The sequence below is a fragment of the Paludisphaera sp. genome (assembly GCF_037189885.1).
In the GTDB taxonomy this organism is placed as follows: Bacteria; Planctomycetota; Planctomycetia; order Isosphaerales; family Isosphaeraceae; genus Paludisphaera.
This window is the reverse complement of record NZ_JBBCIR010000058.1, coordinates 77,995-100,199: the sequence shown is the minus strand read 5'-3', so window position 1 is coordinate 100,199 and position 22,205 is coordinate 77,995. Positions and strand designations below refer to the sequence as shown.

At 70.8% G+C, this 22,205-nt stretch carries 21 protein-coding genes; 10 read left to right on the top strand and 11 right to left on the bottom strand.

Going from position 1 to position 22,205, the window contains the following annotated elements; translation table 11 throughout:
- Window positions 1-222: 222 nt before the first annotated feature.
- Entirely contained in the window at window positions 223-846 is a 624-nt protein-coding gene (gene ycaC, locus WG209_RS17045; RefSeq protein ID WP_337176279.1) for an isochorismate family cysteine hydrolase YcaC, read from the bottom strand.
- A 327-nt stretch (window positions 847-1,173) separates the two neighbouring features.
- Here ycaC and WG209_RS17040 point away from each other — a divergent pair, with 327 nt between their 5' ends.
- Both WG209_RS17040 and WG209_RS17035 read left to right on the top strand, forming a co-directional pair.
- Window positions 1,174-2,724 carry a PQQ-dependent sugar dehydrogenase gene (locus WG209_RS17040; protein WP_337176278.1) on the top strand — a complete coding sequence of 517 codons (1,551 nt, stop codon included), beginning with the start codon at window positions 1,174-1,176 and terminating at the stop codon, window positions 2,722-2,724.
- A 30-nt stretch (window positions 2,725-2,754) separates the two neighbouring features.
- A complete protein-coding gene (locus tag WG209_RS17035) occupies window positions 2,755-3,513 on the top strand; it encodes a hypothetical protein (protein ID WP_337176277.1) in 759 nt (252 codons plus the stop codon).
- 149 nt (window positions 3,514-3,662) lie between these two features.
- On the opposite strand, the gene WG209_RS17030 is transcribed toward WG209_RS17035, so the two are convergent.
- The 5 genes from WG209_RS17030 to WG209_RS17010 are packed head-to-tail and all read right to left on the bottom strand — an operon-like array spanning window position 3,663 to window position 7,145.
- Window positions 3,663-3,989 carry a hypothetical protein gene (locus WG209_RS17030; protein ID WP_337176276.1) on the bottom strand — a complete coding sequence of 109 codons (327 nt, stop codon included), beginning with the start codon at window positions 3,987-3,989 and terminating at the stop codon, window positions 3,663-3,665.
- 52 nt (window positions 3,990-4,041) lie between these two features.
- Complete coding sequence (locus tag WG209_RS17025) at window positions 4,042-4,599, bottom strand: sugar O-acetyltransferase (RefSeq protein WP_337176275.1); 558 nt, start codon at window positions 4,597-4,599, stop codon at window positions 4,042-4,044.
- Window positions 4,600-4,619: 20 nt separating this feature from the next.
- Entirely contained in the window at window positions 4,620-4,823 is a 204-nt protein-coding gene (locus WG209_RS17020) for a DUF5989 family protein (protein WP_337176274.1), read from the bottom strand.
- Between the two features lie 32 nt (window positions 4,824-4,855).
- Window positions 4,856-5,272, bottom strand: a complete 417-nt coding sequence (locus WG209_RS17015) for an SxtJ family membrane protein (RefSeq protein ID WP_337176273.1) — start codon at window positions 5,270-5,272, stop codon at window positions 4,856-4,858.
- Between the two features lie 16 nt (window positions 5,273-5,288).
- The gene (locus WG209_RS17010) at window positions 5,289-7,145 is read right to left on the bottom strand and encodes a carbamoyltransferase (RefSeq protein WP_337176272.1); all 1,857 of its coding nucleotides are present in this window, start codon (window positions 7,143-7,145) and stop codon (window positions 5,289-5,291) included.
- A 298-nt stretch (window positions 7,146-7,443) separates the two neighbouring features.
- Between WG209_RS17010 and WG209_RS17005 the strand changes: the two genes are divergently transcribed.
- From WG209_RS17005 to WG209_RS16975, 7 genes are all read left to right on the top strand, one after another.
- Window positions 7,444-8,220: an exosortase-associated EpsI family protein gene (locus WG209_RS17005; protein ID WP_337176271.1), complete on the top strand. Its 777-nt coding sequence runs from the start codon at window positions 7,444-7,446 to the stop codon at window positions 8,218-8,220.
- Between the two features lie 220 nt (window positions 8,221-8,440).
- Window positions 8,441-10,825 carry a P-loop NTPase gene (locus tag WG209_RS17000; protein ID WP_337176270.1) on the top strand — a complete coding sequence of 795 codons (2,385 nt, stop codon included), beginning with the start codon at window positions 8,441-8,443 and terminating at the stop codon, window positions 10,823-10,825.
- A 99-nt stretch (window positions 10,826-10,924) separates the two neighbouring features.
- Window positions 10,925-11,872, top strand: coding sequence for an exosortase/archaeosortase family protein (locus WG209_RS16995; RefSeq protein ID WP_337176269.1), 948 nt, complete (start codon window positions 10,925-10,927; stop codon window positions 11,870-11,872).
- Window positions 11,869-12,708, top strand: coding sequence for a WecB/TagA/CpsF family glycosyltransferase (locus WG209_RS16990; protein ID WP_337176268.1), 840 nt, complete (start codon window positions 11,869-11,871; stop codon window positions 12,706-12,708). Before WG209_RS16995 ends, WG209_RS16990 begins: the two co-directional genes overlap by 4 nt.
- Window positions 12,698-13,300, top strand: a complete 603-nt coding sequence (locus WG209_RS16985) for an HAD family hydrolase (protein WP_337176267.1) — start codon at window positions 12,698-12,700, stop codon at window positions 13,298-13,300. Before WG209_RS16990 ends, WG209_RS16985 begins: the two co-directional genes overlap by 11 nt.
- Window positions 13,297-14,550, top strand: a complete 1,254-nt coding sequence (locus tag WG209_RS16980) for a glycosyltransferase family 4 protein (RefSeq protein WP_337176266.1) — start codon at window positions 13,297-13,299, stop codon at window positions 14,548-14,550. The genes WG209_RS16985 and WG209_RS16980 overlap by 4 nt, the downstream gene beginning before the upstream one ends.
- A 47-nt stretch (window positions 14,551-14,597) precedes the next feature.
- Window positions 14,598-16,076: a hypothetical protein gene (locus WG209_RS16975; protein ID WP_337176265.1), complete on the top strand. Its 1,479-nt coding sequence runs from the start codon at window positions 14,598-14,600 to the stop codon at window positions 16,074-16,076.
- Between the two features lie 47 nt (window positions 16,077-16,123).
- On the opposite strand, the gene WG209_RS16970 is transcribed toward WG209_RS16975, so the two are convergent.
- The 4 genes from WG209_RS16970 to rfbF all read right to left on the bottom strand — a co-directional run bounded on the left by WG209_RS16970 (window position 16,124) and on the right by rfbF (window position 19,591).
- On the bottom strand, window positions 16,124-17,062 hold the full coding sequence (locus tag WG209_RS16970) for an NAD(P)-dependent oxidoreductase (protein ID WP_337176264.1): 939 nt from the start codon (window positions 17,060-17,062) through the stop codon (window positions 16,124-16,126).
- A gap of 27 nt (window positions 17,063-17,089) precedes the next feature.
- On the bottom strand, window positions 17,090-17,641 hold the full coding sequence (gene rfbC, locus WG209_RS16965; protein WP_337176263.1) for a dTDP-4-dehydrorhamnose 3,5-epimerase: 552 nt from the start codon (window positions 17,639-17,641) through the stop codon (window positions 17,090-17,092).
- A gap of 40 nt (window positions 17,642-17,681) precedes the next feature.
- The gene (locus WG209_RS16960) at window positions 17,682-18,680 is read right to left on the bottom strand and encodes an SDR family oxidoreductase (protein ID WP_337176262.1); all 999 of its coding nucleotides are present in this window, start codon (window positions 18,678-18,680) and stop codon (window positions 17,682-17,684) included.
- A 110-nt stretch (window positions 18,681-18,790) separates the two neighbouring features.
- A complete protein-coding gene (rfbF, locus tag WG209_RS16955; RefSeq protein WP_337176261.1) occupies window positions 18,791-19,591 on the bottom strand; it encodes a glucose-1-phosphate cytidylyltransferase in 801 nt (266 codons plus the stop codon).
- A 235-nt stretch (window positions 19,592-19,826) separates the two neighbouring features.
- Between rfbF and WG209_RS16950 the strand changes: the two genes are divergently transcribed.
- Window positions 19,827-20,867 (top strand): glycosyltransferase family 2 protein, encoded by a 1,041-nt coding sequence (locus tag WG209_RS16950; protein ID WP_337176260.1) that lies wholly within the window; start codon window positions 19,827-19,829, stop codon window positions 20,865-20,867.
- A gap of 10 nt (window positions 20,868-20,877) precedes the next feature.
- Here the strand turns inward: WG209_RS16950 and WG209_RS16945 are convergent, their stop codons facing one another.
- Complete coding sequence (locus tag WG209_RS16945; protein WP_337176259.1) at window positions 20,878-21,885, bottom strand: glycosyltransferase; 1,008 nt, start codon at window positions 21,883-21,885, stop codon at window positions 20,878-20,880.
- Window positions 21,886-22,205 lie beyond the last annotated feature (320 nt).

Below are 22,205 nucleotides of genomic sequence, written 5' to 3'. Positions count from 1 at the left end.
CCGCCCGGCCGCCCCGTCGGCGGGAGCAGGTCGGCGATCAGCGCGAATTCCTCGTCCTTCAGCTCATAGCGTCGCGTCATCGCGGCCTCCCTGGTGAAGCCGCCATCGTAACGCTTTACGAGCCGTCAGACAGAACCTAGGGCACCCGCCGCCGCTACGTCCTGGGGCCGGCCTACCTCCCGAGCGTTCCGCTGTGTCCCGGGCGACTTCTGGTCCGCAGGGTCATCCCCGGGCGTTGTGGCTGGTGATGAGGTTGCGGTACGCGGGCAGGTGGTTCGAGAGCAGCGCGGCGAGGCCCTCGACGTCGTTGCGCCAGTCGCGGTGCAGCTCGCAGGCCATGCCGAACCAGGTCATGGGCTGGACGCCCGCGGCCTGCATTCGCAGCCACGCCGCGTCGCGGGTGGTCTTGTTGAAGGTGCCCGAGGCGTCGGTGACCACGAAGACCTCGTAGCCCTCCTCGCGCGCCGACAGGGCCGGGAAGGCGACGCAGACCTCGGTGACGACGCCCGCGATGATGAGCTGCCGCTTGCCGGTCGCCTTCACCGCGGCGACGAAGTCCTCGTTGTCCCAGGCGTTGATCTGGCCGGGGCGGGCGATGTAGGGGGCGTCTGGGAACCGCTCCTTCAGCTCGGGCACGAGCGGGCCGTTGGGCCCCTGCTCGAAGCTCGTGGTGAGGATCGTCGGCAGCTTGAAGTACTTCGCGGCGTCGGCGAGCGCGAGCACGTTGTTCTTGAACTCGTCGGGCGAGAAGTCGCCGACGAGGTTGCAGAGGCCGGACTGGTGGTCGACCAGCAGGACAGCGGCGTCGTCCTTGTCCAGCCGGCGATAGCGAAAGGTCTCGTCCACGGCGTGGCCTCCCGGGGCGTCGTCCGTCGATGATGGGCGTCTCTTGAGCAGCCCAACGTAACCGGCCCCGGGAGTCCCGGCCATGGGCGGCCGTCTCGTCCCTCAGCCCCGTCAGTCGTCATCGGCGCCTCGGATCGTTCATCTTGCCGGCCTCGGATCGCCCCCCGGCGGCATGGCGAGCAACCCGGCGCGTCGGTTCCGCGTGATAATCGCGGAGAAAATTCAAAGAGTTTAGTTACGGCCGATGGATGCCCGCCCTTAGACTACGCAGGGTCGCCGAGGATCCTCGTCTCGGATCATCCCGAATTCGTGTCGAAGGGAGTCACCATGGATCAGCTCCATCGGTCGATCAAGGCAGTCGGGTTCGCCTGGCGAGCCCGCCCAATTCTCCTGAACGCCGCGCTGGCCGCGTGCATCCTCGGGGCCGGGTCGGCCGCGAGGGCCGATTCGATCCCGCCGGAGATCCTGGACCCGAACCTCCAGGTGACAACGGCCCTCGACGGCCTGAACCAACCGATCGGTCTCGTGTTCCTTGGGAGCGTCGATGACTGTTTCGTCCTGGAGAAGGCCTCGGGCCAGGTCAGGCGGGTGATCAACGGCGTGGTCCAGGCCGTGCCCGCCATCGACCTCGCGGTGAACTCGGCGTCGGAACGAGGGCTCCTGAGCCTCGCTCTGCACCCGAACTTCCCCGCGACGCCCTGGGTCTTCATCTTCTGGACGGAGAGCAACACGGGGGCGGACACCACCGTGATGGCCAACGTGCCGCTCCTGGGGAACCGGCTCGATCGCTTCGTCTGGAACGCCGCCACCGGCACGCTCGCCCTCGACCAAACCCTGATCCGCCTGCGGGCGCGACAGACGGACAACGTCCCCGTGCCCGGCCACCCCGGCACCAATAACAACAACGAGAACGGCAGCCACAACGGCGGCGCGATGGAGTTCGGGCCGGACGGGAAGCTCTACCTGTTCGCGGGAGACATGGGCCGCCGCGGCTGGATGCAGAACCTGCCCAACGGCCCGTTCCTCACGCCCCCCTTCCTCGACGACACGTTCGGCGGGCCGGCGCCCGACAGCGCGCACCTCTCCGGGGTGATCCTGCGCCTCAACGATGACGGCGGCGCGCCGGCGGACAATCCCTTCTTCGAAGCCGGGGCGGCGATCGGCGGCGAGGTGGGGGCGAACATCCAGAAGGTCTACTCCTACGGCCACCGCAATGGCTTCGGCATGGCTTTCGACCCCCACGGCGGCGGCCTCTGGGAGACCGAGAACGCCGACGACGCGTTCAGCGAGATCAACCGGGCCGTCCCGGGCATGAACGGCGGCTGGATCCAGGTCATGGGGCCTCTGTCCCGGTACGCCCAGTTCAAGCTCACCGAGACGACGGAGTTCACCAGGTCCTTGCAGCAGGCGCGTTTCCCGCCGACGCGGCTGGCCTACACGGCAAGCCTGGCCCTGTCCCGGATGTTCATGCTGCCCGGCGCCGTCTACGTCGACCCGGAACTCAGCTGGCGTTATGAGATCGGCCCGGCCGGCGCCGAGTTCGTCCGGGGGCCCGCGCTGGGGGCCGCGCATGAGGGCACGCTCTGGACCGGCTCGTCCCGCGGCTTCGAGCACGTCGGCGGGCTCGGCGGCAGCCTCTACCGCTTCCGGCTTACCCCCGACCGGATGCATCTGGACCTGAGCGCCGACCCGCGCCTGGCCGACCGGGTCGCCGACAACCTCTTCCGGCCCACCAAGTTCGATCCGACCGAGTCCGAGTCGCTCGTCATCGGACGCGGCTTCGGCTCCACGCCCGACATCGTGCAGGGGCCGGACGGGAACCTCTACGTCGTCTCGATCACCGACAACGCCATTTACAGGATCAGCCGCAGGCCCTGAGACAAACCCGCCGATCGGGGGACACGCATCATGAGCATGCTTCGATTTTCAACTCTCACGGCGATCGCGATCGTCGCGACCCTCGCCCCGGTCCCGACCGTGGAGCGGGAGGCGCGGGGCGATCTCATCAGCAACGGCGGGTTCGAGTCGGGGTTCGCTGGCTGGACCCGGCTGGAACAGATCGGCGGCGAAGGGACCTTCTTCCCGCAGTCCGGCACCACCAGCCCCGTCACCGGCACGCCCGTGCCTCCCCCGCCAGGCGGCGCCTTCGCGGCGATGACCGACGCCGAGGGACCCGGCGCGCGAGTGCTCTACCAGGACTTCGTCGTGCCGACCGGCTCCACGCCCTACACGCTGACCTTCGATCTGTTCATCAACAACCAGGCGATCGACTTCTTCGCCCCGGACACGCTGGACTTCGCGACCCCGATTTTGAACCAGCAGGCCCGCGTCGACATCCTCGCCTCGACGGCCGACCCGTTCAGCGTCGACCCCGCCGACGTGCTCCTCAACGTCTTCCGCACCGAGGCGGGCGACCCGCTCGTCTCGGGCTATACGACCTATGCGATCGACGTCAGCTCCCTGTTCCTCGCCCATGCGGGCCAGACGCTCCGACTGCGGTTCGCCCAGACGGACAACGTCAACCTGTTCCAGTTCGGCGTGGACAACGTGAGCCTGGTGAGCCCAGCGGCCATCCCCGAGCCCTCGGCCATGGCTCTATTCAGCCTCGGCGGCGTGGCGATCGCCTGCGCCTTGGCATACGGGAGCCGCCCCGGCGCGCCGCGGTGAATGAGCGGGAGCCCGACTCCTGATCCGGTCCCTACCCGCCGTCGAGAACCGTAACAGGTCGCGTGAGAGTCTCGCGATCGTGCCGTTCCCCGCGGCTCGCGCATGCCTGAACCAACGCTCGTCATCGGGCGTTGGTTTTCGTCCGTCCGTTATCGCAAGGTCCCCGCCGCGATCTGGAGCTTCGAGCAGCGGATCACGACCGGCTCGTCCCATCGGTCGAACTCGATATCGAATACGAGCCTATCCGGCTTCGACGGCTCACTCCGGCTGTATCGCAGGTGGTGGAGAATTTCATGCGTGAGCGGCGCGAAGACCGCTTTGACCTCATCGAAGTTGTGAATCCCGCCGAACCGCACGTTCGAATGGGGCCGCCCGTCGAACTCCCAAATGGTGAGCTTCAACTCTCGTCGCGGCCCGATTTGAAACCGGTCGCACCATGTGCCACCGAAGTCGAGTCCTAGCTCGGGCAAATCCATCCGCGCCTCCGGTTGGATTTCGGGGAGACGAACGACCGCCGGGCGGTCGCCGTCAGCCGTCCACCGGGCGGATGACGCGGCAGGGGTTGCCGGCGGCGAAGACGCCCTCGGGGACGTCGCGGGTGACGACGGCGCCGGCCCCGATGACGGAGCGGTCGCCGATCGTCGCGCCGGGGCAGATGATCGCCGCGCCGCCGACCCAGACGTCTCGGCCGATGGTGATCGGCCTGGCGAACTCGCGATGCCGCCGCTCCATGGCGTCCATGGGATGGGTCGCGGTGTAGATCTGGACCGAGGGGCCGAACAGGGTGAAGTCGCCGATGCGCACCTCGGCGACGTCGAGCACCACGCAGTTGAAGTTGAAGAAGACCCGCTCCCCCAGGTGGATGTTCGCGCCGTAGTCGCAGTAGAACGGCGGCTGCATCCAGGCGGTGTCGCCGCCGGTCCCGAACAGCTCGCGGAGGAGCCGTCGGCGCTCGTCGGCCCGGGAGTCGCGGGTCGCGTTGAGATCCCAGCACAGATCCCGGGCCCGGGCGCGGAGGGCGACCAGCTCGGGATCCATGGGCTCGTACATCGCCCCGGCCAGCATCTTCTCGCGTTCGGTGGGCACGGGGCGACGCTCCGGGATGATCAGAATAGCGTGTAGATGAACGGCGTGGCGGCGGTGCCCGAGAGGAAGATCAGGACGCCCAGGAGGAGCATCACGACCACGATGGGCAGGAGCCACCACTTCTTGTTCTGCTTGAGGAAGGCCCAGAACTCGGCGACGAGGCCGTCGGCGTGGTCCTCGGCGGCGGCCTTTTCGAACTCGTTGCGGGGGGCGGGTTCGCTCATGGCTGACCTTTAGATGACGCGCGGGGATCGGATCAGAATTGCTTGAAGTAACGCCGGGGGTCGGCGGGCGTCTCCTTGGGCTCCCAGTAGGTCTCGGCCGCCGGCTTCAGCTGGCGCTGCATGGCGTCGCGGCCGATCAGGCGGAAGAACAGGCCGATCGGCGTGAACAGGCCGTAGAACATCAGGCCCATCACCACCATCGAGATCGTCCAGCCGATCGGGAACGCGGCGACCATCCACGCGACGTAGATCGGCCGCAGGAGCCCCGGCGCGAGCAGCCCCAGCAGGCCGCCGGCGACCGCGATCCCCCCCAGGATCATCCCGGCCGTGGCGTGGCCGCGGTAGAGCCCCTGGTAGAGCGCGAACGCGCCGAAGAACGCCAGGCAGAGCAGGCCGAACTCCCGGAGCATCTTCCGGGGCGGGTCGAACGGGATGTCGGACCACTGCATCGCGGCCGTCCTTGATTCAATCGAGTTGGAACTGGGACAGGTGGCTCTGGCGGACGCGGGCGCCGGCCTCGCGCGCCTTCTCGTCCTTCACGAGGACGTAATCTTCCAGCACGAGGACGTCCATCTCGGTCGCGAGGAAGCATCGATAGGCGTCCTCGGGCGTGCATACGATGGGCTCGCCCCGGACGTTGAAGCTGGTGTTCACCAGGATCGGGCAGCCGGTCTGGCGCTCGAACGCGGTCAGAAGGTTGTGGAAGCGCGGGTTGCGCTCCTCGTCGACGGTCTGGAGCCGGGCGGAGTCGTCGACGTGGGTGACCGCGGGGACCTCGGAGCGGACGACGTTGACGCGGCGGCGGAGGTCGGGATCCTCCTCCATCATCCGGCGCGTCTCGGGGTCGATCGGCGTCCGCTTTTCCTCGCGGACGGGGGCGACGAGGAGCATGTAGGGGCTCTCGTGTCGCGGGTCGATCTCGAACCACTCGGAGGCGCGTTCGCGGAGGACGGCCGGGGCGAAGGGGCGGAAGCTCTCGCGGAACTTGATCTTGAGGTTCATCGTCGCCTGCATGGCCGGCGATCGGGGGTCGCCGATGATGCTGCGGCCCCCCAGCGAGCGCGGGCCGAACTCCATGCGGCCCTGGAACCAGCCGACGATCTTGCCGTCGGCCAGGTGGGAGGCGACCTGCTCGTCGAGGTCGGCCTCGGACTCGCAGGGGGAGGCGTCGACGCCCTGCGTGGCGAGGAAGCGGGCGATCTCCTCGTTCGAGTAGCGGGGCCCCAGGAAGCTGCCGCGCTGGGAGTCGCGGCCCTCGGGCTCGCGGGGCTTCTCCAGGAGTTGATGCCAGACGAAGAGGGCCGCCCCCAGCGCCCCTCCGGCGTCGCCGGCCGCGGGCTGGATCCAGATGTCGTCGAACGGGCCCTCGCGGAGCAGGCGGCCGTTGGCGACGCAGTTGAGGGCGACGCCGCCGGCCATCACCAGCTTGTCGGCGCCGGTCAGCTTCGCGGCGTGGCGGCCGATCCGCAGGACGACCTCCTCCGTCACCCACTGGATGCTGGCGGCCAGGTCCATGTGACGCTGTTCCAGGTCCGACTCCGGGGGGCGCGGGGGGCCGCCGAAGAGGACGTGGAATCGGTCGTTGGTCATGGTCAGCCCCTGGCAGTACCGGAAGTAGTCCATGTCCAGCCGGAAGCTGCCGTCGGCCTTCAGGTCCATCAGGCGGTCGAGGATCGCGTCCTTGTAGACGGGGCGGCCGTAGGGGGCCAGGCCCATCAGCTTGTATTCGCCGCTGTTAACCTTGAAGCCGCAGTAGTAGGTGAACGCGGAGTAGAGCAGCCCCAGCGAGTGCGGGAAGGCGACGTGCTCCAGCAGCTCGATCCGCGAGCCCTCGCCGACGCCGACGGTGGTGGTGCTCCATTCGCCGACGCCGTCGAGCGTGAGGATGGCGGCGCGGTCGAAGGGGCTGGGGAAGAACGCGCTGGCGGCGTGGCTCTCGTGGTGGTCGGTGAAGACGAGCCGGGCGCGGCAGGAGTCGCCGAGGGCCTTGCGGATCGTCCGCCGCATGTGGAGCTTGTCCTTCAGCCACAGCGGGACGGCCAGGCGGAAGCTGCGGAAGCCGGCCGGGGCGAAGGCGAGGTAGGTCTCCAGCAGGCGTTCGAATTTCGACAGGGGCTTGTCGTAGAAGGCGACGTAGTCGAGGTCCTCGGGGCGGAGGCCGGCCTCGGCGAGGCAATACTCGACGGCGCGGGATGGGAAGGCGGCGTCGTGCTTGACGCGGGTGAAGCGCTCCTCCTGGGCGGCGGCGGCGATCCGGCCGTCGACCACCAGGGCGGCCGCGCTGTCGTGGTAGAAGGCGGAGACGCCCAGGATCGCGGTCATGCTCGTCCTCGTCCGTGTGGGGCCGCGAGCCGGCCCGTCCGGGCCTCCCGCCCGTCCCCCGCCGCCGTCGCCGCGAGCCTCAACTTAACACGAGGGGCCGCCCGAGGCCATACGATCCGTCGCGGCGGGCTGGACGAGGATGGGTCCGCGACCTAGATGATTTTTAAGGACATTTTCGACGTCGCGCGCAGGCGGCCTTGAAGATTGAAAATGGACGACGGCATAATCAATCGGTGGCGCGACGAAGGCGCCGTCGGGATGAACCCCCGCCACTCGGCCGCCCAGGATAGCCAACATCATGGACAACGCCCTGATCGACCAGCCGGCCGCACCGATCGACCAGGACGCGGCGCGGGGGGCCCCCCCCGCCCCCGCGCGGGGGCCGTCGCGCCGCAAGGCCGACGTCCGCAACCTGATCCTGGTCGGCCTGCTGCTGGGGGCCTCCGGCGCCTATCGATACTGGCGGGACCACCAGTTCTCGGCGCTGGAGAGCCGGACCCGCGACGCCCCGTTCGCGCTGAAGGACATCTCCCCCGCCCTGGGGCCGTGGCGGATGGTCGAGGGGGCGGAGACGACGCTCGACCCGCGGATCGCGCGGCTCGCCGGGTCGACCGACCACATCGTCCGCTCCTACGAGAACGAGGAGACGGGTGAGAAGGTGACGGTGCTGGCGCTCTACGGGCCGGCCCTGCTGGTCTTCGGGCACACGCCGGAGGTCTGCTACCCGTCGACCGGGTTCCGGGCCATGGCGGATCCCGAGGACGTGACGATCCCGGCGACGGGAGGGGGCCGCGACGCGGTCTTCCGCCGGGCCCGCTACGGCCTGTTCGAGGGGGGGACCTCGCGGGTGAACGAGGTGTTCCACTCGTTCCGCAACGGGGGCGTCTGGCACCCCGAGATGGCGAGCCGCTGGAAGCAGTTCCGGTACAACCCGGGGATGTTCAAGATCCAGGTGGAGCGAGTCGAGCGCGGGGGCGAGTCCGGCGGGGAGGCGACGGCCGCCCTGCTCGCCGCCCTGGTGGCCGAGATCGAGGACAGGCTCGGGGCCTCGGGCGTCGGCCCCGGGGCCGGCTGACGCGCCCCGGCTTCGGCGCGACACGCGCCCCGATCCATCCCGTAAGGGGGGGACGGGGCGTCGGCGGTGATTTCGATTTGACGGTCTCGTCGGCCCTGGTTTACAGTCTCAAGCCGGGGCGTCCCCCCCGGCGGGCCGGGGGCGCGGCGCCCCGCCCGCGACGGTTGAGGGCGATCGGGCCGGGCCCCCTCGCGATCCCAGCACCCTCGAGAATCGACCGATGGACACCTCCGACAGGCTCGATCCGTTTCTGCCGGCCCGGGTGAACTCGCCCCAGACGCCCGCGCCGCGGCTCGCGGGGTCGTTCGGCGGCGGGTCGCGGGAGCTGGCCCCGGCCGGCGCCTCGACGATGCACGTCGACCCGGTGGGCATCTTCCGCGGCCTGTTGCGGAACTGGTGGAAGATCCTGGGCCTCTGGCTGATCGCGTCGGCCCCCCTGCTCTACCTGATCTACACCCAGGTGAAGCCGAAGTACACCGCCTACAGCCGGCTGCGCATCCAGCCCACGCAGTACGACCTGTTCGGGGGCCTCGGCGTCGGCCGCGACGACCGGACCGTGGCGATCCAGACCGAAATCGAACAGATGCGGACCGACCGGGTGCTGGACACGGCCCTGGCGGACGCCAGAGTCTCGAACCTCCCGTTCGTCCGGGATTCGAAGTCGCCGCGCGTCGACCTGCGGAAGCAGCTGAAGGTCGTCAACGATCGGAACACCAACCAGGTGACGGTCTCGCTGGAGTCGCCCAGCCCGGAGGAGGCCGCGGCGATCGTCAACGCCGTCGTGGCCGCCTACCTCGACGCGGACAACGTCTACAAGACGGGCGCCGACGAGGTCCTCATGCGCAACTTCCGCAAGCATCTGGACGAGATGCAGGCGAAGCGGAAGCAGAAGGAGGACGAGCTGGCCCGGCTGATCGACAGCGGGGTCGACAGCCAGAGCCTGGTGACGGCCAAGGCCGCGGGCGAGGGGGCCGGCGAGGAGGCCGCGGCCGCCGCGGCGCCGGGGCGGGACATCTCGCAGGAGCATCTCCGGAGCATCAAGGGCCAGCTGCTCGACGTGCAGGTCCAGCTGATCACGGCCCGTTCCCGCCTGGAGAGCCGGACGCGGGACTACGAGGAAGGGTCGCCGGTCGAGCCGACCGACGCCGGGGCGACGCTGCCGGACGACGTCGTGATGGCCCGGGTCGAGGCCGCGTTCCGGTCCGACCCGGCGATCGACGCCCTCTACGCCCAGAAGGGCGATCTCGAGCGTCGCCTGGCCCAGATCCAGAAGGGGTCGAGGCGGCTGAACGACCCCGCGAGGGTGGCCCACGAGGGGCACCTCCAGGAGGTGAAGGACGAGATCGACTCGAACTGGCGGGCCCGCTACCACGCGCTCCGCCGCGAGGTCCTCGCCGCGGGGGACGAGCCGCCGGGCGTGGCCGGGGACGAGCCGCGGCGGAAGACGGTGGAGGAGCTGCGCGAGGAGGTGAAGGATCTGGAGCGGATCGAGGAGTCGTTCCTGACGCTGCTGGCCGAGGTGGACGTCGAGAGCAAGCAGTCGAACTCGGCGACCTATCGGGCCCAGTTCCTGCAGAACGAGATCTCGAGCATGGCCGCCGACGAGAAGGTGGTCTCGCGGAAGCTCCAGGACCTGATGTTCCGGACGAACCGGGAGCTGGTGCGCGTCGAGCTGGTCGACCCCGCCGTGCCGGACAGGGGGACGTCGGACGACAAGCGGGTGAAGCTGATGGCGGCGGCGCCGCTGGGGGTCCTGGCGCTGATCGTGGGCCTCTTCGCGCTGCTGGAGGTGAGGGCCGAGCGGGTGGGCGATCCCGACGCGCTGTCGACGCGGGTCCAGTCGCAGGTCTACTCGCTGCCGCCGATCCCCATGGCGCGGTCGCCGCGTCGGCTGGGCGCGCCGGGGGAAGACGACCAGATCGACCGCTTCATCCAACGATTGGACCACCTGAGGTTCGCGGTCTGCGGCGACCAGCCCGATGCCGGCCTGGGACGCTGCGTTTTGATCAGCAGCGCCGTCGGGGGCGAGGGGAAGACGACCCTGGCCGCGCAGCTCGCCGCCCGCTGCGGCCACGCCGGGCACTCGACGCTGCTGATCGACGCCGACCTGCGGCGCGGGGCGCTCTGCCCGCTGCTGGACGTGGCCGACGGGCCGGGCCTGAGCGACGTGCTGACGAACGAGGTCCTGAACGTGGAGGACCTGACGATCCCCGTGCAGGGGGGGACGTTTCATCTCCTGAGCGCCGGCACGCCGACGTCGGACACCAGCCGGGTCTTCCAGGGCCGGACGTTCGGGATGCTGATCGCCCGGCTGCGGCAGCTCTACGACCTGATCATCATCGACTCGCCGCCGATCCTGCCGGTCCCCGACGCGCTGATCATGGGCCGCTGGACCGACGGCGTCGTGCTGACGTCGCGGTTCGACGTGAGCCGGGCGCCGCAGGTGGAGCGGGCCCGCCGCCAGCTCGACCTGGCCGGGATCCCCGTCCTGGGGACGGTCATCAACGGGATGCGGACCTCGGACTCGTATTACGGCCGCTACAGCTACAGCCGGCAGCAGGCCGGGCCGGGCGACCCGGGGGCCGACGCGACGCCGACGTCCTGACCGACGCGCCCTAGGATTCCGTCGGGGCCGCGAGCGCCCCGACGATGACGACCGGGCGTCGTCGGGCCAACATGGATTCGCGCACCAGGGGGCTTACTCTTGTCAACGACTCCCGCCATCTCTCCCCCCGCCGCCGGGCGCGGGTCGCTCGGCATGCCGTGGCTCCCCTCGGCCGTGGGGGGGATCGCGCTGCTGATCTTCTCGTACGCGCCGAACGTCCGCGACCTGGCCACGATCTGGGAGAACGAGCCGAACTACTCGCACGGCTTCCTCGTGGCGCCCATCGCGGCCGTCATCGTCTGGCGGCGGCTCGTCGACCGCCCCTACGAGTGGACGCCGCCGCGGACCTCCTGGGTCGCCTGGGTCGGCCTGGCCGTCGTCCTGGCCTCCCGCGCGTTCTTCTACGAGCGGAACATGGGGTGGACGGAGAACGCCACCCTGATCCCGGCCGTGGGGCTGGTCACCTACATCCTGGGGGGGCGGGAGCTGGTCTCCCGGGCGTGGCCGGCGATCCTGTTCCTGGTCTTCATGCTGCCGCTGCCGGCGGCCGTCAACACGATGGTCGCGCTGCCGCTGCAACGGATCGCCACCGTGGGGAGCTGCTTCGTCCTCCAGCTCACAGGGCTCTGGGTCGTGCCCTCGGGCAACGTCATCACCCTGAACACGCCCCAGGGGCCGCAGCAGTTGGAGGTGGCCCTGGCCTGCAACGGGCTCTCCATGCTGATGACGCTGGCCGCGACCGTCACCGCGGCGGTGGCCCTCGTCCCGATGCCGACATGGAAGCGGATCACCGTGCTCGCCAGCGCGGTGCCGATCGCCCTGGTCAGCAACATCAGCCGCATCGTCGCGACGGGCTGGCTCTACTACCTTCTGGAGGGGGAGACGGCCCACGAGCGGGCCCACGACTGGTCCGGCTACCTCATGATGCCGCTGGCCCTGATCCTGGTCGGGGCGGAATTGTGGCTGCTCTCGTGGCTGTTCGACGACCAGGAGGCGCAGGCCGCCGCCCGCCCCATCGGCCCCGTGTCGGCCTCGAGGACCACGTGACCGACCCCGCCCCCTCCCCCACGTCGGCCCTCGCGCCCCTCCCGCCCCCGGTCCGGGTCTGGGGCGTCCCGTTCGCCCCGCTGACGCTCGCCCAGACGGTCGACGCGGTCGACGCGCTGATCGCGCGGGGCGAGCCCTCGTACTTCATCACGGCCAACCTGCACTACGTGATGTTGACGCACGAGAACCCGGACCTCGTCGCGATCAACGACGGAGCCGCGTTCATCCTGGCCGACGGCGCGCCGATCGTGAAGGCCGCCCGGGCGCTGGCGACGCCGCTGCCGGAGCGGGTGGCGGGCTCGGACCTGATCTTCCTCCTGTGCGAGCGGGCGGCACGGCGGGGCCATCGGGTCTTCCTGCTGGGCGCGCCGCCGGGCGTCGCCGAGGAGGCCGCCGCCGCGCTGACGGCGCGATATCCCGGCCTGACGATCGCCGGCGTCGCCTGCCCGCCGTTCCGGGCCCTCTCCGAGGACGAACACGAGGCCCTCCTGGCGGAGATCCGCGACGCGAGGCCCGACCTCCTCTTCGTGGCGTTCGGCCAGCCGAAGGGGGAGCGCTGGATCGCCGAGAACCTGGCCCGGGCCGGCGTCCCGGCGGCGGTCCAGGTGGGCGCCTCGCTGGAGTTCGCCGCCGGCCGCTTCGCCCGCGCCCCGCGCTGGATGCAGCGGGGGGGCGTGGAGTGGGTGTTCCGGATGCTCCAGGAGCCGCGCCGGCTGACGTCGCGGTACGCGGCCAACGCCGCGTTCCTGGGCCGGATGAAGCTCCGCCGCCTGCTCCGAGGGCTGCACGCCGCCCACGCCCCGGTCCCCCCGCGCGAGGCGGGCCGTGGACGCTGAAGCATCCGACGACGCCCCCCCCCGCCCTCGTCCTCGCCCCGCCGTCTTCCTGGACCGGGACGACACGTTGGTCGTCGACGTCCCTTACCTGACGGACCCCGCCGGGCTCCGCGTCCTCCCCGGCGCGGCGCGCGCCCTGGTCGACCTCCGCCGCGCCGGCTTCGCGCTGGTGCTGGCGACGAACCAGTCGGCCGTGGGGCGCGGCCTGCTGACCGAGGCGGGCCTGCGCGTGATCCATGACGAGCTGGAGCGGCTCCTCGCCGCGGAGGGCGCGGCCCTGGACGCGATCTATCATTGTCCACACGCGCCGGGCGATTCCGAGGCCGGGCATCCCGACCGCAAGCCGGCCCCCGGGATGCTGCTCCGCGCGGCCGGAGATCTCGGCCTGGACCTGCCCCGATCGTGGATGGTCGGCGACCGGATCTCGGACGTGCTGGCCGGGCTGGCCGCCGGCTGCCGGAGCGTCCTCGTCGGCTCGAACGCGACCCTGGACGACCTGCCCGCCCCGGCCGACGGCCGGGCCTTCGCCGTCGCGGACCTGGCCGCCGCCTCCGCGCTGATCCTCGCCGAAGCTGACATGGAGACGCCGTGAACGACGCCCCGCCCCGGATCGCCTACCTCATCAACATGTATCCCGCCCCCAGCGGCACCTTCATCCGGCGAGAATTGCTCCAGGTCGAGTCGCGGGTCGGCCCGGTGGAGCGTATCACCGTGCGCCGGTGGCATTCGAAGGTGGTCGACCCGGTCGACGTCGAGGAGGAGGGGAAGACCCGCGTCATCCTGGACTCCGGCGCGGCGGGCCTCGGCCTGGCGTTGCTCAAGGCGGCGGCCGGGAGCCCGGGCCGGTTCCTCAAGAGCCTGCGGCTGGCGTGGAAGCTCGGCCGTCGGGGGGCGTCGTCGGGTCAGGGTCGGCTCAAGCACGTCGTCTACCTGGCGGAGGCGTGCGTCCTGCGGGACTGGCTCCATCGGGGGAAGATCGACCACCTGCACACCCACTTCGGGACCAACTCGGCGACCGTCGCCCTGCTCTGCCGGACGCTCGGCGGCCCGCCGTACAGCGTGACCGTCCACGGCTCGGAGGAGTACGACCGTCCCGCGGCGCTGGCGCTGGACGAGAAGGTGCGCAACTCGGCGTTCGCGGTGGCGGTGTGCGAGTTCGGCCGCAGCCAGCTCAGCCGTTGGGTGGAGTTCGAGCACTGGCCCAAGGTCCGCGTCGTCCACTGCGGGCTCGACCCGATGTTCCTCAAGGCCGAACGCGTCCCCGTCCCGGACGCGCCGAAGCTGATCTGCGTGGGCCGCCTGGTGGAGCAGAAGGGCCTGCCGGTTCTGATCGAGGCCGCCGCGAGGCTCAAGGCGGAAGGGATCCCGTTCGAGCTGTCGCTGGTCGGCGGCGGCGAGCTGGAGGACAAGATCCGCGAGCTGATCGCCCGCAACGGCCTCGGCGACTCGGTCCGCCTGCTGGGCTGGAAGACCAACGCCGAGATCCGCGACCTGATCCTCGAATCGCGGGCCCTGGTCCTCTCCAGCTTCGCCGAATGCCTGCCGATCGTCCTGATGGAGGCGATGGCCCTCGGCCGCCCCGTCGTCGCGACGTGGATCGCCGGCATCCCGGAGCTGGTCCGGCCGGGCGAGAACGGCTGGCTCGTCCCCGCGTCGTCCGTCGACGGCCTGACCGACGCGCTCCGCGAGGTGCTCGCCGCGCCGACGGAGACGCTGGAGGCGATGGGCCGGCGCGGCGCCGCCCGCGTGGCCGATCGCCACGACGCGGTCGCCGAGGCCGACAAGCTCCTCGCCATGATCCACGAGAGCCTGGGGCGCGAACCTCAACCCGCCGGGGCGTGACCGACCGTCGGCGTCCGCGCCGACGTCGCTCCCCCGGAGCCCCGATCATGCCCACGGTCCGCCCCGACTTCTCGTTCGACCGCGAAGGCCGACCCCTGTCGGCCTGGCTGCTCGACCTCGTCTCCGAGGACGCGCCGGCTCGCCTCAAGGCCGGCGAGGTCCTCCAGGGGATGCAATTCGGCGTCCCCTATGGCCACACCGAGCTGGACGACCTGGACTGGGACGAACACGGCCGGAACCCGGGCCAGGCCGAGCGATTCGCGGCCGCCGCGCGCGAGGCCGTGGACGCCCCGGGCTTCCCCCGGCCGGAGTTCGTCCGTCGGCTGATCCTCTACAGGATGATGATCCACGCCGACTGGGTGCGACGGGTCGATGAAACCCAGTACCGTGCCGCGTCCGAGTCCGGCGAGTACATCAAGCGGATCGGCCGCCGATTGGAAGCGGCCGGCGACGACGCCGAGCGGGCGGAGGCCGCCAGGCGGCTCTGTCGCTGGTTTTGCGCGTCCGTCAGTCGGGGCGTGAAGGCCGATCAGGCGATCTACGAGGGCGCCGAGGCGATGAGCCCGGCGGGCTTCGCCGCGGGCCTGGTCTTCGACGCCCTCGACGTCGCCCTGCTATCCGACAGGCCCGGGTTGCGGCTGATGCTGGACGAGGCTTCGGGCCTTCGCTGGGCCGCCTTGCAGGCCCTGGAGCGGATCGGGCCGCCCGCCGCGGATTTCGCTCCCGAACTCATGCCGCGGCTCGACGACCAGACCATCGACCGCTGGTTCGACGCGGCGCGCGCCCTGGGCTCGATCGGTCGCGACGACCCGGCTACGGTGGACGCGCTGCTGATGCGGCTGGCCTCGCCTTCCGCGGAGATCCGAGGAGCCGCCGCCGCCTGCCTGGCATGGGCCGGGACGCCGCTGGCGGGCCGGGTCGACGAGGCCGTGGACCTTTTGCTGGAGGCGACCCGCCCGCCGTCCGTGGATGTAGGCGCAATCGAGGCCCTGGCGGCGCTCGGCCGAGACCGCGAAGGAGCGCTCGCCCGCGTGCTCGACCTGGCGTCTCCCCAGGAGCCGCGTTGGGTCGTCGTTCGCCACCCGACCCACGACGATCGTTTCGACGAGGCCATGCGACATCGCGGCGTGGCGATCGCCGCGTTGCGGCACTTCCGATCGTACGCCGATCGGGTCATGCCGATCCTCGTCGACGCGATAGACTCGTTCGAGGAGTACGACCCGGACGAGTCGTATGGCGGCGACCACGCGCGAGTTTGCGAGACGCTCGCCGAGTTCGGTCCGGCCGCCGCCCCCGCCGTCCCGAGGCTGGCCACCTATCTCGAATCGTGGCGGGAGCGGTCGGCTGACGATGGGATGCCGCTCCCCTCCGCAATGCTCCGCGCGCTGCGATCCATCGGGCCGTCGGCCATCGCCGCGCTCCCCGTCCTGGAGGCGATCCGTCTCGAGCACTACGAGGACGCGAGCCCTGAACTCGACCGCGACGAGCCGCTCGACGCCGCCATCCTCGCCATCCGCGGAAGCTGACGGGCGACGCCGGGGGCGATGTTCAAGAATCGCCCCCGGCCCGGTGATCAGCGGCCGTGATTGCGCAGGTAGTACTCGGCCATGCCGTCCCAGGCGGCCGACTCGTCCCAGCCGAGGGCGTCGGCGTCGGGGACATCGACGTTGATGCGGACGCGGGGCTCGGGGAAGTCGGTCTGCTTGAGGAGGTCGACCTCGCAGGGGAGGTCCAGGCGCTTCCGCATCTCCTGGGCGAGGCGGAGGGTGAACGTCCCCTGGCTCTCGGCGTAGCCGACGGGGCCGAGCTTGCGGAAGCCGGGCGTCTCGGGGAGGCTGCCGACGAACGCGGCGTAGGCCTTCGCCAGCAGCGTGACCGGGATGTTGTCGCGGACGTAGGCCGGGCTGGAGCAGGCCGCCTTCTCGCCGGCCAGCCACTTCTTCATGAGGTACGCCGTGAACCGCGGCTCCTCATACGCGCCGAACGGGTTCGGGATCACGAACTTCCCCAGGGAGAGGCCGTCGCGACCGCAGTAGTAGCGGAAGGTCTCGGCCGTCAGCCGCTTGGAGAGGCCGTAGGGGGAGAAGTCGGGCAGGCCGTCCGAGCCGGCGCCTTCCCCCCCCTCGAAGACGGAGCCGGTCAGGACGACCCGACGTCCGCCCGCCCGCTGGAACTCCGCGAGGACCGCCGGCAGGTTGTGGGCGTTGTTGGCCGCGGCGCCGACGGCGTCGAAGTCCGGGCTCTTGTAGTTGGTGACGTCGGCCGCGTGGTGGCAGAGGACATCGAAGCCCCCGTCGCGCAGGAGGCCGAGGAACGCCTCGTCCCCGAACGACGCGCCGAGGGCCGGCGTGGCGACCTCGACCACCCCCGCGACCCGCCGGCGGCGGGTCTCGTCGGGATATTCCTCGGGCCGCTTGCGGAGGACGGCCGTCACGTCATGTCCGGCGGCGGCCAGCTCGCGGGCGAACCAGTAGCCCGAGAACGAGCTGGCGCCCGTCAGGAGGATCTTCATGGGGATTCGTGGGCTCGACGGTTCGGGTCAGGAGACGGCCAGGTGCCACGCCGGGTCGAAGTCGCGCTGGTTGGCGTCCTTCTCGGACAGGACGACCGGCGGGATCGGCCACTCGATGCCGAACTTCGGGTCGTTCCAGCGCACCCCGCGCTCGTGCGAGGGGGAGTAGACCTCGTCGACGAAGTAGAACGCCTCGGCGTCGTCGGTCAGGGTGATGAAGCCGTGGGCGAAGCCCTTGGGGACGTACATCATCCGGCGGTTCTCGGCCGACAGCTCGGCGCCGAAGCTCTCGCCGAACGTCGGCGAGTCTTGCCGCAGGTCCAGGATCACGTCGTACAGCGAGCCCCGGATGCAGCGGACCACCTTGGTCTCGGCCGCCGGGGCGAGCTGGTAGTGCATCCCGCGGAGCGTCCCCTTCTGGGCGCTCAGCGAGTTGTTGACCTGGACGAAGCGGTCGACCAGGCCGGCCTGGGCGAACTCCTTCTCGCAGAAGGCCCGCGCGAAGAAGCCGCGCTCGTCGCCGCGCTTCTCCAGGTCGATCAGGAACGCGCCCTTGATGGGCGTCTCGGTGAAGATCATCGGTGCTTCCTCGGGTCGCGCGTCGGGGATTCGGGTCGGGTCAGGCCAGCCGGTCCATCCGGTGCTTCAGGGTGCGGAGCCGGACGAACTGGTCGCCTTCGAAATCCTTCTTCGAGAACCCGTGCTCGACCATCTTGCGGTGCAGCTCCTCCATGCCGGACGTCAGGTTGTATTCCAGCTTGAAGTCCGGGAGGAGGGAGTAGAGGAGGTCGAACTTGACGCGGTAGTCGCGGGGGTCGTGGCCGACCTCGCCGGTGTAGGTGATCTTGGCGTCGGGGACGAGCTTCTGGACGCGGTCGCCGACGTCCTTGACCTGGTAGTTCTCGCTGTTGCCGCCGACGTTGATGGCCCTGCCGTGGACGACGTCCTTGGGGGCGAGGGCCAGGGCGACGAAGGCGTTGGCGATGTCGCGGCAGTGGATCAGCGGCCGCCAGGGGGAGCCGTCCGACATGATCCGGATCTCGCCGTAGGAGAGCGCCGAGCCGAGCAGGTTATTGACGACCAGGTCGACGCGGAGGACGGGCGAGTGGCCGTAGGCGGTGGCGTTGCGGAGGTAGACCGGCGAGAAATTGTCGTCGGCGAGCTTGGAGACCTCGGTCTCGGTCTCGATCTTCGACTTGGCGTAGGCGGTCAGGGGGTTGAGCGGGTCGGTCTCCTCCAGGTCGAGCTTGTCGCCCTGGCCGTAGACCGAGCAGGAGCCGGCGAAGAGGAAGCGGGGGACGCCGGCCTCCTTGGCGATCCGGGCCAGGCGGATGGAGGCGTCGCGGTTGACGTCGTAGGTGAGCTTGGCGTCCAGGTCCCCCATCGGGTCGTTGGAGATGGCCGCCAGGTGCATGACGGCGTCGCAGCCGGCGAGGTCGGAGTGCTCGACCGCGCGGACGTCCTTGACCAGGTCGACGTCGGCGGGGACGATCGGCTCCCACTCGCAGCCCTCGAAGAGGCGGACGTCGCAGCCGACGACCGAGTGCCCGTCCCGCTTCAGGACGTCGACGAGGTGGGATCCGATGTAGCCCCTGTGGCCCGTGACGAAGACTTTCATGGTGATTCGGGGGTTCTTTCGATTCGAGGGTGAGGGGGCGGGGAGTCCGGCGGGGCGACGACTCCGGTCGCGTCGCGTCGGATCTGGTACGGGCCGGGTCGACGCGCGTGTCAGGGGACGGCCCAGGGGGCCTCGCCGGAGGCCCACAGCTTGTTGAGCTGCTCCAGGTCGCGCTGGGTGTCCATGCAGGCCCAGTAGCCGCGGTGCCGGTACATGGAGAGCTGGCCGTCCTGGGCGAGCCTGATGAGCGGCTCGCGCTCCAGGACGCAGCCCTCGTCGGGGCTGAGGTAGGGGAGGAAGTCGCGCTCGAAGAAGAAGTAGCCGCCGTTGATCCAGTTGTCGACGAACTCGGGCTTCTCGGCGAACTCCTCGACGCGGTGGCCGTCGAGCTTCAGCTCGCCGAAGCGGGAGGGGGGGTTGACCCCCAGGACGGTGCCGAGCGTGCCGGCCTCGCGGTGGAAGCGGTACTCGGCGGCGAGGTCGACGTCCGTGACGCCGTCGCCGTAGGTGACGGCGAAGCGGCGGGCGTCGCCGAGGTAGCGGGACGCGGCGCGGGCGACGCGGGCCCCGGTCATGGCCAGCTCGCCGGTGAACGCCAGCGTCACCTCCCAGTCCTGGTCGTGGTCGACCGAATGGACCACGACGTTGTTGCTCTTCAGCTCCACGGTGAAGTCGCTGTTCATCGACGCGTAGTTGAGGAAATACGACTTCACGACCTCGGCCTTGTACCCCAGGCAGAGGACGAACCGCCGGAACCCGTGGTGGGCGTAGGTCCGCATGATGTGCCAGACGATGGGGCGGTTGCCGACCGGGACCATGGGCTTGGGACGCAGCTCGGTCTCCTCGCGGAGCCTGGTCCCCAGGCCGCCGCAGAGCACGAAGACGGGCACGTCCGAAAGTCGATCTTCCACCGATTTCCCCCGCGATGACGCCCGGCGTCGGGCCGCCCCCCTCGCGGGCCGCCCTTGCCTTGGGGGCCCTCCGAGGCTTCAATGAATACGCCGCCCGGCCTTCCCGGCCGTCGGCCCCCGACCGGCTCGCCTCGCGGCGCCGGGGGCCGCGCGCGACGACACCCCCGGCACGGTCGTGTAATACCTTACTAGACCGACGGCCGATCCGACAATTCCCCTCCCGAGCCCCCCCGCGATGAAACTGCTCGTCGTCGTCCTGTGCTACAAGGTCCCCGACCTCACGATCGACTGCCTGCGATCGCTGGAGCCGGAGATCGCGCGGATCCCCGGCGCGCGGGTCGCCGTCTGCGAGAACGGCACCGGGCCCGAGGCCGCCGAGAAGCTCCGCCGGGCGATCGACGAGAACGGCTGGGGCTCGTGGACCGACCTCACCGTCGTGGAGATCAACCAGGGGTTCTGCGGCGGCAACAACCTGGTGATGCGCCACGCCCTGGCGTCGGGGGACCGCCCGGAGTACATCGTGCTCCTGAACGCCGACACGATCGTCCGCGAGGACTCCATGAAGGCGCTGGTCGACTTCATGGACGCCCACCCGAGGGCCGGCATCGCCGGCAGCCAGCTCCTCTCGCCCGAGGGGGAGATCCAGGGATCCCCGTTCCGGACCTTCGGGATCGGCACGGAGCTGGACCGGGGGCTGAGGCTGGGGATGCTCTCGGGCCTGCTGGGCGGCCGGACGGACGTCGACCAATCGAAGCCCGGCCGCTACGACTGGGTCTCCGGCGCGAGCATGATCCTCCGCTCGGCGATGCTGGACGAGATCGGGCTCCTGGACGAGGGCCTGTACACCTACTTCGACGACATCGACATCGGCCTGCGGGCCCGTCGGGCCGGCTGGGAGGTGTGGTACGTCCCAGCCAGCAAGGTGATCCACCTGGAGGGGCGCTCGACCGGCATCCCCCACTCCACGCCGACGATCCGCAAGCGGCGGCCGGCCTACTGGTTCCAGGCCAGGCGGCGGTTCTTCCTGAAGAATTACGGCGCGGCGTACACGGCGCTCGTGGACGCGGCGTACCTCGCCGGCTACGCGAGCTGGCGAATCCGCCGGCGGCTGCAAGGGACCGAGGACCCCGACCCGGACCGCTTCCTGGAGGATTCGTTCCGCCACAGCGTCTTCCGCGCCGGCTTCGCCGTCCGCGAGGTCGAGAATCCGGCCATGGCCGCCGCCCGGACGCCGGAGCCCGTGGCCGCCCCCCGGTCGCCGGAGCCCGGCGCGTGAGCGGGCCTCATCAGGGGGACGGGGGCGAGGCGGCCGGGCCGCGATACTCGATGAGCCGGCCGCGGCGGCCCGAGAGCCGGCCCGCCCAGTAGCGGGCCATGCCCTGGATCCCCGCGAGCTTGGCGGGCACGATGAACAGGGCCGCGATCGCCGCGTCGCCCGCCGGCCGCCGGCGGCGGTTGTAACGGTAGACCCGCGCCGCCAGGATCGCGTAGGCGCCCAGCAGGAGCAGGCTCAGGCCGCGCGTCGGCCAGGCGAGGGCCAGGGCGACGGCGGGGAGGGCCAGGCCCCAGGCCAGGATGCTGCGGGTCTCGCGCACGTAGTGCCGCTCCGGCCCCCCGCCGTGCAGGGAGGCGCCCTCGGCGTAGGCGTAGCCGCAACGCACGGCGCGACGCCACCACTGTCGGAACCGGGTCATCTCCATGTCGTGGCTCGCCATGTCGTCGGCGAGACGGACGACCTTCCAGCCGTCCCGTCGGAGCCGCAGGCAGAGCTCGGGCTCCTCGCCGGCCATGAGGGAGGGGTCGTATCCGCCGGCCTTGACGAGCGGGGCGACGCGCATCATCGCGATCCCGCCGCAGGCCTCCACGTCGCCCGGCGGGACGTCCCACTCCAGGTCCGCCATCCGGTTGTAGACGGAGCGATCCGGGCGGCGCTCGCGCAGGCGGCCGGCGACGACGGCCACGTCGGGCCGCGCGTCCAGCTCGGCGCGGCCGCGTTCGATCCAGCCGGGGGCCAGCTCGCAGTCGCCGTCGATGAACTGGACGTGCCGCGCCTCCGGGGCGGCCTCCAGCAGCCGGGCCAGGCCGGCGTTGCGGGCCCTCGCCGCCGTGAAGGGGGAGGAGAGGTCCAGCTCGACCACCTCGGCCCCCAGCCCGCGGGCCGCCTCGACGCTGCCGTCGCTCGATCCGGAGTCGACGTACACGACCGCGAGGCCCAGGCCCCGCGCCGACTCCAGGCAGCGGCGCAGCCGCTCGCCCTCGTTCCGACCGATCGCGACGAGCCCCACTTCATGCATCGGACGTCAGCCCCGGGGTTCCGCCGGCGCCCGGGACCGCGGGGCACCCCCGCCGGCTCCCGACCCCGGCCGCTTCGACTCTAGCGACCCGCCCGCGGGCCATCAACTCGACGTGGACGCCCCAGCGTCCTTTCACTTGCCGATACGTCGATTTTTTTCGACGCGCGCCGCCCCCGCCGCGCAGGTCGGCTTTACTTCCGCGCCCTCGCCCCGGTATCTTGAGGCGGCATTGGAAGGCCGACCTCCGCCGCCCGCCGAGGGCCCCCGCCGACCGAGGGCGCCACGCCCTCGACATTGATTGACAGCCATGGACATCCCTC